This is a genomic window from Petrotoga sibirica DSM 13575 (assembly GCF_002924625.1).
Lineage (GTDB): Bacteria > Thermotogota > Thermotogae > Petrotogales > Petrotogaceae > Petrotoga > Petrotoga sibirica.
In genome coordinates this window covers 18,462-35,519 of record NZ_JAHC01000002.1, presented here as the reverse complement: position 1 = coordinate 35,519, position 17,058 = coordinate 18,462, and the positions used below count along the sequence as shown (strand labels likewise).

The following is a 17,058-nucleotide window of genomic DNA, read 5'->3' as shown; positions in this document are numbered from 1 at the left end:
CCCCTTTTTTTAAATTCCAACTTAATTATGATTATAAGAAATTATCATATGGATCCTTTATATTAGTTAAAATATTTCTTTTCAAATCTACTCCATCGTTGAGAAGATAGATAATCACGCTATCTTTTTCTTTATCCACTACCTTTAAGATTTCATTTTTCAATTTAAAAAGTTCCCCTTGAGTTAAATTCCCTTCAAAGACAGATTTTTGAATTTGATTGAGATATTGCCGAGATATATTTAAGATCTTTCTTAATCGCTTATTGGGATTAGTCTCTTGATCGGTCGTATCGATATCATAAATCAAGATAATTTTCATACTTACCACCAGGCTTTTAATGGTTTGTATTCTTGATTTTCAATTAATCTTTTTATTATTTTATAACATTCCAGTCTTATTAAAGAAGAGTACCTTACTTTTCTTTTTAAATTTCTATGTAATATTGTAGAATTTATAAGAGTATCGTATTCCTTTACAAATTTTTTTCTTCCTTCTTCATTTAAAAATACTCCTAACTCATTCATTTGAAAATCATTGTCTGAGATCATTTTGTTGTTTATTAGTCTAAATATTATTCTGTCGATAAAAATAGGTTTGAAAATTTCGGAGATATCTAATGAGAGAGAAAAGCGTTTTTCAAAGGGTTCGTGAAGATAACTAATCTTAGGATCTAGGTGAGTTTTGTATATTTCTGATAGTGTAGTAGTATACAATAGAGAGTATCCAAAAGATATTAGTGAATTTAAAGGGTTTTCAGGAGGTTTGTAAGTTCTTTTTTCAAATTTCCATTTTGTTATATTTTCCCACAGGGAATAATAATATTTTCTTGCAGCAGCTTCAAGTGACATTATTTCTTGAATTTCAATCTTATCTTCTAACCTTGTACTTAGTTCTGACAAATATTCTTCCGGATCATAATCAATTGTTCTTTTTTGTAGGTTTCTTTTCATATTGTGAATAGCAGATTGGACAAATTTTCTTGCTAAATAAGCTCTTTTTTCTTTGTTTAAATAATTTTCAACCTGTTTAACAACAACATGACCTGATAAATTTGTTTCTCTTGGATAGTAAGTCCCAGAATAAAAGCCATAATAGTTAAAAATATGTATTTTTATTTCATGTTTTGAAGCGAAATCTAGAAATTTTGAGTTTAAATCATTTTCTCCAAATAAATATAAAGAGTCAACATCTTGAACGGGAATACTTTTTTTCTCCTGTTTATTTTCAAATAATATAGTATTTTCTTTCCTTTTTATACGTCCTGAAGAAAATATATAATAATTTCTCTTCATGTTTGATTCACTTTATATATAACAATATTCATAATAAGCGCATTTGGAACAAAATGGTTTTTTGATTACCTGTGGTGGTTGACTTAGAGACAATATTTCTCTTATTTTTTCTATAGCTTCTTGGATCCTTGCTTGGTCCATTTCATTAAAATTGACTGATATTTTTCTTTTCAGAAGAAGATAATGAATTATACCATATTCTGAATCGATTCCTTTTTGACGAAGTTGGTAAATATAATATTTAACTTGCCAAATATGGGCACTTTCGAAAGCTTTACTTTTCTTTATTTCATGAACTACTACTTTATCTTCAATAGTGATGAAATCAATTTTCGAGTTAGCTACGGTGATACTTTTCAATGAATCCTTGAAAAACGATTCTTCTATCTCTTTACCTATCTGTATTGCATCATTTGTATTTTCAAAGGAAATTTTGTAAAAGTAGAGATATAGTTTTCTTTTACATATGTAAAAATAATCAATAAGTAAACCAGATGGTTCAAAATCTGTCATAATAAACACCTGATTTTATTATAAAAATAATATCTTAGGGGGTGTAACCCCTAAGATATTAACTGTTTTCTAACTTGCATAAGATATACTTCTTTTTTCTCTAATTACGGTTACTTTGATTACTCCAGGATATTGAACTTTTTCCTCTATTTGAACAGATATATCGTGTGCCAATTTTTCTGCGACTTCATCTTCAACTTTATCTGGTTGAACTATTATTCTCAATTCTCTTCCTGCTTGTATCGCGTAAGCTTTATCAACGTACCTAAATGATTTTGCAATCTCCTCAAGTTGCTCGATCCTTCGAATGTAATTTTCCAAAGTTTCTTTACGTGCACCAGGTCTGGATGCCGATAGTGCATCACTTGCAGCAACTAAAACAGCTTCGGGTGTCATCGGGTCAACTTCGTTGTGGTGATACTGTATAGCATTAACTACTTCCAATTTCTCTCCGTATCTCTTAGCAATTTGCCCTCCAACAATAGCATGTGATCCTTCAACTTCATGATCAACAGCCTTTCCTAAATCATGAAATAAAGCTGCTCTTTTAGCAAGTTCAACGTTCAAACCTAGTTCACTTGCCATCATTCCAGCAAATTGTGATACTTCTATGGAATGTTCCAATACATCTTGTCCATAACTGGTTCTAAATTTTAATCTACCTAGAAGTTTAATTATCTCAATATGAGGTTGTTTTATACCTGCTCGAATTACCGCTTCCTTTCCTACCTCTTTTATGTATTCTTGAATTTCATTTTTTGATTTTTCATAGAGCTCTTCTATTCTGGCAGGATGTATTCGTCCATCGGCTACTAGCATTTCGAGTGTCCTTTTTGCTATCTCTCTTCTTAATGGGTTGAATGAGGATATTACAACTATTTCTGGGGTATCATCAATTATCAAATCGGCACCGGTGAGTTTTTCAAATGTTCTGATGTTTCTTCCCTCTCTACCAATTATTCTGCCTTTCATGTCATCTGTAGGTAAGGATACGGTTGACGTAGTTATTTCGTTGGTGACATCTGATGCATATCTTTGAATGGCGGTAGTGATAACCCATCGGGCATATTTTTTTGATTCATCTTCATAATAATCTTTTATTTCTTTGAATTTTTGGGCAATTTCTTTTTCGTATTTATCTCTTGCTTCGTTTATTACTATCTGACGTGCTTCTTCTTCGGTCATTTTTGCGATTTCATTTAATTTTGTTTCCAGTTCTTTCTCTAATTTTAGGATATTTTCGTGTTGGGCTTCTAATTTTTCTTTTAGTTTTTCTAGATTCTCTTCTTTTTTTGCTAAGCTTTCCTCTTTTCTTATTAATCTTTCTTCGTTGTTTTTAAGCTCTTCTCTTTGCTGCCTGGCTTCTAAATCAAATTGTTGTCTGAGTTTATGTATCTCTTCTCTTGCCTCTAATAATTCTTTTTGTTTTAATGCCTTAGCTTCTTCATCTGCTTTTTTTAATAGCTTTTCTATTTCTTTTTGCTTGTTTTTTATTTCAACTTCCAATTCTTCTTTTTTTGTTTTTAGTGTAGAAATAATTCTTTTGTTTCCAATATTAATTCCAACAAGCAAAGATAAGATGAATATTGCTGCTCCTATAATTATATATACCAGAATTTCCAATTTTAATCACCTCTTAAGTTTTCAATAACACAGTTTATAATGTCTGGCTCAAAACCTCTTCTATACAAGTAAACTTTAGTTTTGAGAATGTCCTGTTTTCTTTCATAATAATTTTTTGCCAATTCTAAAGCAATTGTATTTATATCTACTTCGTTTTTAACTTTGTCAAGGGACTCAAAAATCAAACTTTCCTCTACTCCCAACCGCTTTAATTCATGCTGTATAAACAAAGGACCTTTTTTGTCTAAAGTTAACTTGTCATATGCATATAAATATGCAAATAGTTTGTCATCTATCAAACCGTTTTTCTTGCATTTTTCTACCACTTTACCAATAACTTCATCATCAAAGCCTTTTTCTTTTAGACGGACTGAAAGTTCCTTTTCTGATCTGGCACGATACTTTATTAAATTCAATGCAGATTTTTCGGCTGCTTTTTCATCTTTTGGATTAATTTTTTTGGACTTCTTCATTTTTCTCTTTTTTGCTCTTTGACGAGTTAGATTCGAACTTTTCTACTAGATAATCGGGAATGATTAAATTGTGCTTCTTGCGAATCGTATATTCTAAATAATCAAGTATGTCAGGATTTTCCATGAGATAACTAACTGAATTAGTTTTACCCTGTCCTAAACTAACTTCTTCACCATTTTCGTTGATATAAGAGAACCAAGCACCTTTTCTTTGAATTAAATCTTCCTCCACAGCTAGGTTAAAGATATCGTTTTCTTTGGCGACACCTCGGCCAAAGATCATGTCAACATTTGCCTGTTTGAATGGCGGTGCAACCTTATTTTTTACAACTTTTAAGGTTGTTTCATTCCCTATTTGATCTTTACCTTCTCTTATGGCATTACCTTTTCTTACCTCTATCCTTATCGTAGAATAAAATTTTAGTGCAATTCCTCCCGTAGTGGTTTCTGGATTACCGTACACTACCCCTATTTTCATCCTTACTTGGTTTATAAATATTACTATAGATTTGGACTTGTTTATACTTCCAGCTAATTTTCTTAGAGCTTGAGACATAAGTCTTGCTTGAAGTCCCATATGAGAGTCTCCCATAGCTCCTTCTATTTCTGCTTTCGGTACTAAAGCGGCTACAGAGTCTACGACTATTAAGTCTACTATGTTAGATCTTATCAAAGAATCTACAATTTCAAGGGCTTGTTCACCATAATCCGGTTGTGAAACAATTAATTTGTCGACGTCTACGCCTAACTTTTTGGCATATTCAACATCTAAAGCATGTTCGGCATCAACAAATGCGACTATACCGTTCAATTTTTGGACTTCCGCTAAGGAATGAAGAGCTAACGTAGTTTTACCCGATGATTCGTTTCCATATATTTCCACAATTCTTCCCCTTGGATATCCGCCAACACCCAAAGCTATGTCTAGCGATAAACATCCACTTGGTACAACGGATATATTGCTATTATCCAATCCCTTACCCATTATCATGACCGATCCTGTTCCATGATTTTTTTCTAATTCTTTAACAAGCTTTTCTAACAGTTCTTCTTTATTTGTATCTTTAGAATCATTTTTAGCCATTAATGATGACGCCTCCTTCAAAGTCGACAGTGTAAAGTTTTTTATATATTGGGCCTTTCCTTGTTAGTTCAGAAGAGTATATACCGATAGAATTTACGTATACTTGGATTTGATCGAAAGTTACAGAATTAAGTAGTTCTTTCCAATGGTTAGGATAGGATTTAACTCTTCCGACAGTAATATGAGGTAAAAAGTTGGTATCTTTAACCTCAAATTCTGAAATCTTTAGTACTTTCCTTATTTCATCATATAGTCCAATTAAGGTATTATCTTCTTCTATTCCTAGCCATAATACCTTTGGTTGAGAATCATTTTCAAAGAATCCCATTTTATGGATATTAAAATGAAAAGTAGGAAATCCAGATATTCTTTCACCAATTTTATAAGCCAGATGGGCTATCTTTTCCATTTTTTGATCTCCGAGGAAAAACAAGGTTAAATGGACATTTTTTGATTTTGTCCAATTGGCTTTAAATCCCATCCTTTGAAATCTTTCAATTAAATCATTCAACAACTCTTCTAATTTTTCGTTGGTTTCAATGGCAATGAAGGATCTTAATTTATCGGTATTGTAGTAATTTACATTTTTTAGCTGTGTCATATGCTAGGACCCCCTTCTTTTTGAAAATTGTTTAGCAGTTTTGAGAGTATAATTTACTCCCGATAATAGACTGATTATAACGGTTAAATAGATCAACGTACTAACTAGAAAGTTCCAAAGCATCAAATATATTACAATGATTAAAGCGATTTCTAAGACGGTTTTTAGTTTACCAAACTTATCAGCGGGGACAACAATATTTTTATTCGCAGCTGCCATTCTTAAACCGCTTACAAAGGTGTCTCTTGATACAATTACAGCAACAAACCACGCAGGCAAAATCCCTACACCCAACATCGCAATAAAAACAGAGTTTATAAGTATTTTGTCAGATATTTGATCAAAAAATTTGCCGATATCGGTAACCTGACCTGTCTTTCTGGCAACATAACCGTCTAACCAATCGGTTAAAGAAGCTATAATAAATAAAACCAAGGCTACGATATAAAAAGGTTCTCCAAAGACGGTTAAAATAAATATTGGAACGGCTAGTATTATCCTAGAAAAGCTTAAAAAATTTGGTATGTTCATGTTCAACGATTTCTCCTTCTAGATCATATTCGTATGAGCCAGTAATTCTCACTTTCACGAAGTCCCCTAAATATGGTTCTTTGTCACCAAAATTTTTTATATACACATTCCCATCAATTTCCGGAGCGTCTAAAAAGCTTCTTCCGATATAAACGTTGTCTTCTTTTTCTTCCAAAAGAACTTCTAAAGATTTATCTGTATATTTTTCCATGAGGTTTTTGGAAATTTTACTTTGAACTGCCATTAGTTCATTTTGTCTTTGATTTTTAATGTGTTCATCAATTTGTTCTGGAAACGTGAATGACCTTGTATTTTCTTCTTTTGAAAATTTAAAGCTCCCCATTCTTTCAAATTTTACCTCTTTTACAAAATCTACTAACTCTTCAAAGTCCTCAACTTTTTCTCCAGGAAATCCTACCATTAACGTTGTCCTAATAACGGATGGTTCTTTTCTAATTTTCTCAAATAGTTTCATTAATTCACTTCTTTTCTTATGCCTTCCCATACTTTGCAAAATTTTATCAGAGATATGTTGAATTGGAACATCGAAATAATTTAATACCTTTTCATTTCTATGTATGCTTTCTATGATTTCTTCGCTTAAAAAATCCGGATGTAAGTACATGACTCTGATCCAAAATTTCCCTCTTATATCATTAAGTTTGTCTAATAAATCAGGTAATGCCTGCTTTTTGTAATTATCTATGCCGTACAATGTATTATCTTGTGATACAAGAATGATTTCTTTTACGCCTTTGGATACCAAAAATTCTACTTCTTCATTTATTTCTTCTATGCTTCTGCTTTTCGGTTTCCCTTTGAACGTGGGTATAGAGCAAAAGGTACAATTTCTATTACACCCATCCCCAATTTTTACGTATGCGTAATATGAATTTGGAACCGCTCTAATTTTACAATTATACAAAGTTTCAGGAATATCGTTTTTAAAAAAAAATTCACCATTTTCAATTTTCTCAACTATGGTTTTTGGGGACAACACACCGTATAATCCATCTATTTCTGGAACATTTTCGAGAAACTCATTGAAATACCTTTGAGTTAGGCAACCTATTGGTATAACTTTTGGATTTTTGTTATTATCTTTTAAGGATGTATATTCAAATATAGTTTCAATGCTTTCTTTTTTAGCTTCTTCTATAAAACCACATGTATCGATGAATATGTAGTCAGCAAATTGAGGGTTATTCTCGTGTTTATATCCTTTGCTCAGGAGTAATCCTTTCAGAATTTCCATATCTGCATCATTTTTTGGACAACCTAATTTTACGATGTGAAACTTTTTCATTCGATTCCTCCATGTTGGTTTTTTTGATTGTAGAATTTAAAATCTAATTATATAGCGGCCCTTCACCAGGACGTTAAGGGGTTTACCCCTTAAAATCCCCGAACGTTAAGGGAGTTCCCCTTAAAAACCCCTAATCAAGGTCAAAATCATTTAAAAACAAGGTTTGCACACTGCAGCAAATTTAAAAAACCATTTTGCACAGAACAGCAAAACAAAATATCTAATTAGTTATTTAGATTATATCAGATTTTCTTTTAAAAATGAAAATATTTTTATAACTAGTTATACATATTTATAATTATCATTTTAGCCAGTTTTTACCAACACTTATATCAACTTTTAAAGGTATTTTCATTTTGACAGCATTTTCCATACAATCTTGGACCGTTTTTTTGGTTTCTTCTACGATTTTTTCTGGTAATTCTATTACAACTTCGTCGTGTACCTGAAGTATTAATTTTGCTTCTTTTGGAAGTTTTTTATACAAATTTATCATCGCCAGTTTCATTATATCGGCTGCGCTTCCTTGGATAGGGGTATTTATGACTATCCGTTTCAGTTCAGATTTGCCTGTTTTTATGTTTTTCAAAAATCTTTTTCTTCCGAATATAGTTTCGACATAACCTTTTTGTGCTGCAACCTTTAAGCTTGATTCCTGATATTCTTTGACTTTTTGGTAAGTTTTAAAGTATTTGTTCATGAACTCTTTTGCATCCTCTACAGGTATTTTTAAATTCTCGGCTAATCCATATGGAGATGATCCATACACCAGAGAAAAATTAACTACTTTTCCCACTCTTCTCATGTTGTAGTCGACATCGTCGATTTTTACACCAAATATTGCAGCTGCGGTTAGAGCATGTATGTCTTCATCACTGTTAAAAGCATTTATTAAAGTTTCATCGTTACTTAGATGAGCTAAAACTCTCAATTCAATTTGTGAATAATCGGCACTGAGTAGAACACGATCATCTTTTTGCGCCTTGACGGTGCTTCTAATTCTTTCTCCATCTTCTTCTCGTATGGGGAGATTTTGAAGATTTGGTTCGCTACTACTTAATCTACCGGTAGCTGTTCCCGTTTGATTGAAAGATGTATGAACCCTACCAGTTTTTTTGTTAACTAATTTTGGTATAGCAATTATGTATGTAGAAAGAAGTTTTTGGTATTTCCTATATTCTAAGAGTTTTTCTATTATGGGATGTTCATCTCTTAGAGCTTCCAATGAATCAGCATCTGTTGAATATGATCCGCTCTTAGTTTTTCTTTTTCCCTTCAATCCTAAGTTTTCAAAAAGTAGTTCACTAACTTGTTTTGGTGAATTTGGATTGAATTCATAACCCACGATTTTTTTCATTTCATACATTAATGAATTTAGCTTTTTGTTGTATTCCTCTTCCAGTTTTTTGAGTTCTTTTAAATCAAAATATACTCCGTTCATTTCCATTTCTGATAACACATTTATAGTTGACATTTCGATGTTTTCAAACAATTCAATTAGTTCAAATTCTTCTAGTTGGGGTTTTAATACTTCAAATAATCGATAAGCAATATCCGCATCTTCTGCAGCGTATTCAACAACCTTTTTCTTATCGATGTCTCCAAGGGTTAACAGTTTGATATCTTTTCCCATAACATCTTTGTATTTAGTTGTTTTATAATCCAAATATTCTTTGGCGAGATCGTCCATATTGAACCTTCTGCTATCCGGATTCAACAAATAAGCAGCTATCATACTGTCAAAATATACTTTGTTTAATTCAATTCTATTTACTTTCAAAACGGTCATATCGTACTTTAAATTTTGACCAATGACCTTTTTGTTGTTTAAAAGATTGACTATCTCTTTCGTTATTTCCCATCTGTTTTTTTCTTTGTATAGATACAAAAAATATCCTTCAAACGGTTTCCAGCTTAAAGCGATTCCTACTATATCTGCTTGATATGGATCAAGAGAAGAAGTTTCAAGGTCAAAAGATATTATTTCGTATTTTTCTAAAGTTTTTAATAGTTCTTTGTAATCTTGTGCGTTGTATTCGTAATACTTACCTTTTGCTGAATAATCTTTTTTTTCTGTTTTTGTTTCCATTCTCACTTTAGATGAGTTACTAGTTATATCAGGCATATCTAACTCTTTAAATAGTGAGTTGAACTCTAACTTTTTAAGGAAATCTCTTAGATCGTCTCTGAATCCTTGATATATTATTTCTTTATCTTCAAATATTTCTTCTATTGGTGCATCTGCCATCAACTGGACTAATTTTTTACTCAGATATGCTGTTTCCTTTTCATTTTTTAGTTTGTTTTTTGTAGAACCTTTTATTTCATCCAAATGTTGATACAGATCATCTAAATCCTTGTAATTTTGCAACAATTTTTGGGCTGTTTTTAATCCAATGCCTTTTACTCCCGGGATGTTGTCAGAACTATCTCCCATCAAAGCCAGTAAATCAGCTATTTGTTCTGGAGGAACCCCCATCTTTTCTTTCACTTGGTGTGCATCGTAGTTTACCATTTCTGTTATTCCTTTTTCTGGCCTCAATATATACACATTATCCTTAACAAGTTGCATCATATCTTTATCAGACGTGATTATATAAACTTTATCGTACTTTCTTTTCTTTTTTGCAACTATCGTGGCTATAACGTCGTCGGCTTCGTAATTATCCATAGCAACTAATTTCATGCCTAATTTTTCCACTAGTTCGTAAATGTATGGGATCTGTTGTATATATTTTTCGGGCGTTTCAGGTCTTTGGGCTTTATAGCTTTTTAATAGTTCATTTCGATAAGTGGTGGTTTTTTTATCCATAACAAATATTATTGAATCTTCGCCTTTTTTAACGTATTCTTTGAGTAACTTTAGAAGCATTCTAGCTACTCCATAGATGGCGTTTGTTGGCAAACCATCAGAAGTGCTCATCCAGTCCCCCAGTGCAAAAAAGGCTCTATATGCTATTCCCGAGCCGTCTATTAAATATAAATTTGCCATGTAAAACACCTTCTTTTCTTTTGATTTTTTACTCAATTACAATTAATTTATATTTTCCAGTCTTTTCATCTGACTTGATATCTTCCACAACTTTTACCTCAAAATTGACGTTTTTCATTTTTTTCTTTTCTAAGATATCGGTAAGTTTGTTTCTAACATCTTCTACAATTTTATCCGAACGTTCTTTCTGTGAAACAACTATTTTAAAGACAAAGAAAGATTGATTTCTTTGGACGAATTGAAACTTAGCCACTCCTTTGACAAAAAATTCGGCTATAACGAGTGGATGAATACCGTCTTTTTCTCCGTTTTCATTTATAAAAAATGGGATTATCTCGGTTCTACCAGTAATTTTTTCGATCATTGTAAAAGGCCATTCGCCTTCATCATCTTTTGATTTTTTTAGGATATCTGTTAATTCATACCTTATTATAGGTTGGGTGTAATTGTACAAGTTAGTTAAAATTGTTTTATTCTCTTTGATTTCAAGATAAACCGCATCGTCGTATATGTACATACCTTTTAAATCTTCCCTAGAGGCACCCATAGCCAAAGACTCAGATGTTGCATAGCTATCAACTATTTCAGCATCTTTCCAAACTTCTTTTAAAAACTGTTCTACATTTTTTAATAAAGGTTCTCCACCGCAAACTATCACTTCGGGGTGAATGTTCAAAAGGCCTTTGCTTTGAAAGGTAGCTAAAGATCTTATACCATAAGGATACCCTGTAAGATTATCCGGTTGAAACTCGTTAAGTTTTTTTAAGTAAGTTTTGATAGGTTTGTTTATATCCATTACCATATAATCTTTATAGAAAAGCTTCTCAGGTCCATTTAGTGGAGAGAGGAACAAACTTATGGCAGCATAATGTCCATCAACTGCACCTATAAAGGCATATTTCTTTCTTTTGAGAGTGAAATTTGAAAACATCCTTGTTGAAATAGCTTTGATGAAATCCCACTCTTTTTCACTGTACAAATAATATCCTACCGTTCCAGTTGACCCAGAACTGTGTATTACATGATACTTGTCATAAAGTAGAGAAGTTGGATTGGGGTTATTTTTTAAAAAATCTTCCACTTTATTTTTAGTAATTTGGTTATCTTTAAAGAACTTATCAAAATTATCAATCATAATATTTTTATTGATCGTTGGTAATTCGTATATGGGAATCTCTTGCAGCATGTTTTCTTTTATGCCATAAGAAGCATAAAAATCTTTATAAAACGGTATTTTTCTATAAGCATATTTCAGTATTTTTCTAAATTTCTTTTCTCTTAATGCTAATATCTTTTTTCTTGAATAATTAAGGTTTTTACGTAGAGAGTAATAATAGTAAACTGTCCTTAGAAAACTCATATTCTCAAAATTCTTTCAAAAAATAATCCAAGTGGTCTTTGCCATATATTACAAATCTGATTTCCTTTAAAAATTGTGGATTGGTATTTATAAAATCAGAGACGGCTTTTTTATAAACTGGAACCGCTTTTTCTATTGGGTAACCGTATATACCTGCACTTATGGCGGGTAAGGCCAGTGAATTCAATTTCAATTCTTCTGCTTTTTTCAAAGAATTGAAAACGGCATCATACAATAACTTTTCTTCTTGTTGATTACCTCCTTCCCAAATAGGTCCAACTGCATGTATTATGTATTTGCATTTTAACTTTCCCCCAGCTGTTAGGGCAACATTTCCAGTTTCGACTTTACCATATTTTTTGATATATTCGTTCGATTCTTTTTGAATATCGGGACCTCCTTTTCTTAATATTGCTCCAGCTACTCCACCACCATGTTGCAACTGTGAATTAGCAGCATTTACAATAGCATCTGTTTCTTCGATAGTTATATCACCAGATACCAATTTAATTTCAACGTTGTTGACTTTTATTTCTTTTATAATTTTGTTCATACTTTAACCCTCCTCAAAACATAAAATTATATTACCGTTCATATTTAATGTTTCTATTATTATATCAAAAGTTTGTTGACTAACACAAAAAAATGCAATAATGAGAAAATCAAAGATTTTAGATAATAATCTCAAATAATTACTTATAATTAATCGTAATCACGAATAATCAGATTTTGAAAATAATATTTTTTTCTGTATAATGAAAATGAAAATTTTCTTTTTATCTTATACTTATGTAAAAAATTTTTATTCACAGTAAGAACCAAAATTTCAGGAGGTGTGTATGGTGAAGAAACTTACAGTAGTTATTTTAACAGTGTTGGTTAGTGCGATGGTGTTCACTCAAACCATTACGTTTTGGCACACTCAGGTAGAAACAAATAGACAACAAAGGATAAGAGCCTTAGCACAGATTTTTGAAGCACAAACGGGTATAACCATTAATTTAGTACCTATTGAGGAAAATGAGATTTTAGAACAGATTCCAAGAGCAGTTCAGGCTGGTACCTTACCAGATGTAATAGAAGGAGGCATTTCTCCTATTCTCCTGCTTGGAAGCCAAGGTTTTATGGATACAGAACTGAATGCAAAGATCATCGAGGATTTTGGTGATGTTTATGAAGGTGTTTCAAGATTGATGAAAGCACCAGATGGAGGATATTATGGGGTACCTTTTCACGCCTGGGTTCAAGGGATTTGGTATAAGGCCAATTTGTTTGAAGAAAGAGACCTAGGGGCTCCAACATCTTGGTATAATATACTTACAGCTGCTAAAGCATTAAACGATCCTGCTAATGGTTTCTATGGTTTAATATTGCCTAAGAAAGCTGACGCTTATACGGAGCAGGTCTTTTCACAAATCGCTCTTTCAAATGGTGCAAGACCAATAGATAGAGATGGAAATATTCTTTTTAATACTCCCGAGATGATCGAATCATTTAGATTTTATAAAGAACTTGGAAAATATTCCAAGCCTGGTTTTACCTCTGTTCCAGCAGCATTAAATGGTTATTTGAATAATGAAGCCGCAATGGTTTTCTATTCGACTTATATAATGGACGATATTGCGGTGGAAGAGGTTCAAAAACAAAGAGTAGAACAGTTTGATCCTAAACTTGTTGAGAATACAGGTTTTGCAAATTTTATGGTTAACATAAGGCCGTCTTCATTTGGAGAAGTCGTTGGATTGGGTATACTTAACACATCCGACAACAAAGATGCTGCAGAACAATGGGTAAAATTTCTTATGAGTGGAAACAATTACATCTACTGGTTGCACATGGCACCTGGCGGAATGAATCCAACCAGAAGCTCTATAGCACAGATGGATGAATTTTTAGATAATCCTGTTTTAGAAAGATATGGGAAGGACCAAATAACTACGATTATTTCCGCATTAGATACTGTTGAAAGATTTGAGTTCATGGAAGGAGAAATTATTGAGGAGATGAGTATCCTATCTGGTAACTTTGTAGTTGGTAGAGCGATCAATTTGATGTTTGCAAACGATTGGACACCACAGCAAACCGCTCAATGGGCACAAAAAGAAGCAGAAAGATTATTAGGCTATTAAAAGTTTACTAGCTGTTAAAAGGGGAATACTTTATTCCCCTTTTTTATTAAAAATTGGGAGGAGAGAGAAATGCAACGATTTCGAGAGTTATCTCCTTTAAGGAAGAAAGAAGCGGTTTTTGGATGGCGGTTAGTATCTCCCGCAGTTATTTTGATAGGGATTTTTATTTTGTATCCGGTTTTATACAATATTTACTTGAGTTTTTTTCAAGTATCCCTTACACCGGGAGTACCGAATAAGTTTGTTGGCTTTCAAAATTATAGAGAACTGTTAACCGATCCTACCTTTTGGAATTCTTTTGGTATAACCATGTTGTTCGTTTTGATTACTGTTGTTGGCAGTATTTTAGTTGGTTTAGGGGTCGCTTTACTTATGAATAAAGAATTTCCCGGCAGAGGTATAGTAAGAGCTCTTATATTGTTCCCATATGTTGCACCGGTTATTTCAACCGTTTTTGCTTGGCAATACGTCTTAATGCCTTTAAATGGTCCTTTAACAATACTCTTAAGTAATTTAGGTATAATGGATGTGACACAAGACCTTGTTAACAATCCAAATAATGCATTCTTAGTTGTATCTTTTTACAGTATTTGGAAGAACTTTCCTTTTATTTATTTGATGATTCTATCCAGGTTACAATCAATATCTCAAGATTATTATGAAGCAGCTGATATAGATGGCGCTAATGGTTGGCAAAAATTTCACCACATCACTTTACCAGAACTATATTATGTAATAGGTTCTTTAGTCCTATTAAGAGGAATATGGAACTTTTACAAATTTGAAGAGGTATACCTTTTGTCGAAAGAAGCAAGAACTCTGCCTATATATCTATATGAAAAAGCCTTTACAGGTTTGCCAGAGTTAGGAGTCGCGGCAGCGATTGCAACGGTCCTCTTTATTGTTATGATGGTGCTCATATCCATCTATGTAAGGAAGGTGTTAAAATGGTAGTCAGAAAAAGATCTTTCATAAAAACATTTTTATTTTGGTTTTTCATAGCTTTAGTTATAATATTTGTTGCCTACCCTTTTGCATATATGGTTTCAGTTTCCTTTAGATATGATTCTGATGCATTTGATCCTGGATTGATCCCTGAGAATCCAACATTGTCACAGTATGCTCAACTATTAGGACTTGAGGAGTCTATTAGGCAAGAAATGAGTAATGAAGAAGAACAACTTATTAAACTTTTAGAGTCTTTTCCAGAAGAGCAAAGAGCACAAATCCTTCAGAATATACAATCACAAAGAAGGCGTGAATCGTTCCCTTTTTTAAGATGGTTTGGTAATAGTTTACTATTAGCTGGATTAAGCGCTTTAACAAGCTTGATAATAGGTATATTTGGTGCCTATTCTTTCAGCAGAGTTTGGTATCCGGGAAGAAATCTTATTCAAAGAGGAGTTTTGCTAGTATACCTAGTAGGTGGAGTGATATTATCGGTGCCCTTGTATGATTTGTTTGTAAGAATGGGATTAACTAATTCAGGGGGAACCTCAATGTTCTCTTTGTATATAATATATGTAATTCAGACGTTGCCAGTTTCAATGTACATGCTTGGTAATTATTTCAGAACAATTCCTGAATCAATTGAAGAAGCGGCTTTAATTGATGGTAGTACAAGAATAGGAACTATTATGAGGATAATCATTCCTCTATCAATGCCTGCTATAATCACTGTTTTCATATACTCATTTATGATAGGATGGAATGAGTATTTGTTTGCTTCTATCTTCATAAGGCCTTATCCTGTATCTTATACTTTGCCAGTAGGTTTAAGAGAGATTTTCTTTTCTGAACATGCTGTATGGGCTAAAATGATGGCAGCCTCAGTATTGACAGCTGTTCCCGTCATTGTGTTGTTTATGACCGTAGAAAAGTACCTAACGGCTGGTTTAACTGCTGGCGGAGTCAAAGAATAAAGTTGAAAGCGACAAAAAGGAGGAAGTTAAAATGTCAATATTCTATGATGATAAAATTTTACAAAATTTACCTAAAAGGGTAAAAGTAGTTGTGGGTATTCCAAGCTATAATAATGCTGAAACGATTTCTTTTGTTTCTAAAACAGCTGCAGAAGGAATAGTCGAATATTTCGATTCAGATGGGCTAATTGTCAACGCTGATGGTGGTTCAAAAGATGGAACAAAAGAAGTTTTTATGAAAACAGGTACAAAAAATGTACCGAAAATCGCTTACGATTATATTGGACTTCCCGGTAAAGGAAGCGCTATGCTTTCTGTCATAGAAGTTGCTAAGAACTTAGACGCCGAAGCGATTGTATTTTTAGATTCTGATTTAAAAAGTGTTAGGCCATGGTGGATAGAAAGATTAACTGGCCCAATAATGAAAGGACTTTCTGATTATGTTACACCTTATTATGTGAGGCACAAGTACGACGGTACAATCACAAATCAAGTATGTTATCCTTTAGTTACCTCTTTGTTTGGTCAAGCTATTAGGCAACCAATAGGGGGCGACTTTGGTGTAGGCAAAAATATGATCGATGTTTATTTGAAAACCACTTCGAGTGTCGCAAAAACAGACGTTGCTAGGTTTGGGATAGATATTTGGATGACTACAAATGCTATACTTAACTCCAATAAAAAGGTTTATCAAGCTGCTTTAGGAGCAAAAGTTCACGATCCTAAGGATCCTGGAGCTGATCTATCTCCAATGTTTAAGCAAGTTGTTGGAACGTTATTTGATATTATCGTAGATAGCGTCTCGAAATGGAAAGATACCGTTACTATTGAAGAAGCCCCAATGTATGGTGAAATACCTAAGGTATCAGTTGATCCTATCAACATCAACATAGAAAATTTGGAAAAGCAGCTTTTAGAAGGATTAAAAAAACAAGAAACAAAAAGATTAGCAAATGATCACTTGGAAATCATAATGAAAAATAAGAAAGTACCACTTCAAACCTGGGTGGATATCTTATTCAATGCATTAACAGAGTATTCAAAAAACAAAGACAAAAAGTTGGTGGAATCCTTAGTACCCCTCTATTTTGGTAGAGTAGCTGATTTCGCTGAATTGACAAAAGATATGAATGAAGTAGAAGCTGAAAAAGTTATCAGAGATCAAATAAAGGTATTTAAGAATAAAAAAGATGAATTGATGAAAAAGTTATAGCCGATTAGAGGTGACGAA

Annotated in this window: 16 protein-coding genes; 4 read left to right on the top strand and 12 right to left on the bottom strand. The window is 32.7% G+C overall.

The window, feature by feature from the left end; translation table 11 throughout:
• Nucleotides 1-31: 31 nt before the first annotated feature.
• From cas2 to AA80_RS00260, 12 genes are all read right to left on the bottom strand, one after another.
• Nucleotides 32-319, bottom strand: a complete 288-nt coding sequence (gene cas2, locus AA80_RS00315) for a CRISPR-associated endonuclease Cas2 (protein ID WP_103875882.1) — start codon at nt 317-319, stop codon at nt 32-34.
• Between the two features lie 2 nt (nt 320-321).
• A complete protein-coding gene (cas1b, locus tag AA80_RS00310) occupies nt 322-1,293 on the bottom strand; it encodes a type I-B CRISPR-associated endonuclease Cas1b (RefSeq protein WP_103875881.1) in 972 nt (323 codons plus the stop codon).
• Between the two features lie 12 nt (nt 1,294-1,305).
• Nucleotides 1,306-1,806, bottom strand: coding sequence for a CRISPR-associated protein Cas4 (cas4, locus tag AA80_RS00305; protein WP_103875880.1), 501 nt, complete (start codon nt 1,804-1,806; stop codon nt 1,306-1,308).
• A gap of 69 nt (nt 1,807-1,875) precedes the next feature.
• On the bottom strand, nt 1,876-3,423 hold the full coding sequence (gene rny / locus AA80_RS00300; RefSeq protein WP_370445624.1) for a ribonuclease Y: 1,548 nt from the start codon (nt 3,421-3,423) through the stop codon (nt 1,876-1,878).
• A gap of 8 nt (nt 3,424-3,431) precedes the next feature.
• Nucleotides 3,432-3,902 carry a regulatory protein RecX gene (locus AA80_RS00295; RefSeq protein ID WP_103875878.1) on the bottom strand — a complete coding sequence of 157 codons (471 nt, stop codon included), beginning with the start codon at nt 3,900-3,902 and terminating at the stop codon, nt 3,432-3,434.
• On the bottom strand, nt 3,880-4,986 hold the full coding sequence (recA, locus tag AA80_RS00290) for a recombinase RecA (protein ID WP_103875877.1): 1,107 nt from the start codon (nt 4,984-4,986) through the stop codon (nt 3,880-3,882). The genes AA80_RS00295 and recA overlap by 23 nt, the downstream gene beginning before the upstream one ends.
• On the bottom strand, nt 4,979-5,587 hold the full coding sequence (gene thpR / locus AA80_RS00285; protein WP_103875876.1) for an RNA 2',3'-cyclic phosphodiesterase: 609 nt from the start codon (nt 5,585-5,587) through the stop codon (nt 4,979-4,981). Before thpR ends, recA begins: the two co-directional genes overlap by 8 nt.
• Nucleotides 5,588-5,590: 3 nt before the next feature.
• Complete coding sequence (pgsA, locus tag AA80_RS00280; RefSeq protein ID WP_103875875.1) at nt 5,591-6,118, bottom strand: CDP-diacylglycerol--glycerol-3-phosphate 3-phosphatidyltransferase; 528 nt, start codon at nt 6,116-6,118, stop codon at nt 5,591-5,593.
• Nucleotides 6,087-7,424 carry a 30S ribosomal protein S12 methylthiotransferase RimO gene (gene rimO / locus AA80_RS00275; RefSeq protein ID WP_103875874.1) on the bottom strand — a complete coding sequence of 446 codons (1,338 nt, stop codon included), beginning with the start codon at nt 7,422-7,424 and terminating at the stop codon, nt 6,087-6,089. The genes pgsA and rimO overlap by 32 nt, the downstream gene beginning before the upstream one ends.
• A 301-nt stretch (nt 7,425-7,725) precedes the next feature.
• Nucleotides 7,726-10,416, bottom strand: coding sequence for a DNA polymerase I (gene polA / locus AA80_RS00270; protein WP_103875873.1), 2,691 nt, complete (start codon nt 10,414-10,416; stop codon nt 7,726-7,728).
• Nucleotides 10,417-10,444: 28 nt separating this feature from the next.
• Nucleotides 10,445-11,776, bottom strand: coding sequence for a phenylacetate--CoA ligase family protein (locus AA80_RS00265; RefSeq protein ID WP_103875872.1), 1,332 nt, complete (start codon nt 11,774-11,776; stop codon nt 10,445-10,447).
• 4 nt (nt 11,777-11,780) lie between these two features.
• Nucleotides 11,781-12,329 carry a macro domain-containing protein gene (locus AA80_RS00260; protein ID WP_103875871.1) on the bottom strand — a complete coding sequence of 183 codons (549 nt, stop codon included), beginning with the start codon at nt 12,327-12,329 and terminating at the stop codon, nt 11,781-11,783.
• A gap of 286 nt (nt 12,330-12,615) precedes the next feature.
• On the opposite strand from AA80_RS00260, the gene AA80_RS00255 reads away from it, so the two are divergent.
• The 4 genes from AA80_RS00255 (at nt 12,616) to AA80_RS00240 (ending at nt 17,040) form a co-directional block, all read left to right on the top strand.
• Nucleotides 12,616-13,905, top strand: a complete 1,290-nt coding sequence (locus tag AA80_RS00255) for an ABC transporter substrate-binding protein (protein ID WP_103875870.1) — start codon at nt 12,616-12,618, stop codon at nt 13,903-13,905.
• A gap of 69 nt (nt 13,906-13,974) precedes the next feature.
• Nucleotides 13,975-14,859, top strand: coding sequence for a carbohydrate ABC transporter permease (locus AA80_RS00250; RefSeq protein WP_103875869.1), 885 nt, complete (start codon nt 13,975-13,977; stop codon nt 14,857-14,859).
• Complete coding sequence (locus tag AA80_RS00245; protein WP_103875868.1) at nt 14,853-15,827, top strand: carbohydrate ABC transporter permease; 975 nt, start codon at nt 14,853-14,855, stop codon at nt 15,825-15,827. The genes AA80_RS00250 and AA80_RS00245 overlap by 7 nt, the downstream gene beginning before the upstream one ends.
• A gap of 31 nt (nt 15,828-15,858) precedes the next feature.
• Entirely contained in the window at nt 15,859-17,040 is a 1,182-nt protein-coding gene (locus AA80_RS00240; protein WP_103875867.1) for a glycosyltransferase, read from the top strand.
• Nucleotides 17,041-17,058 lie beyond the last annotated feature (18 nt).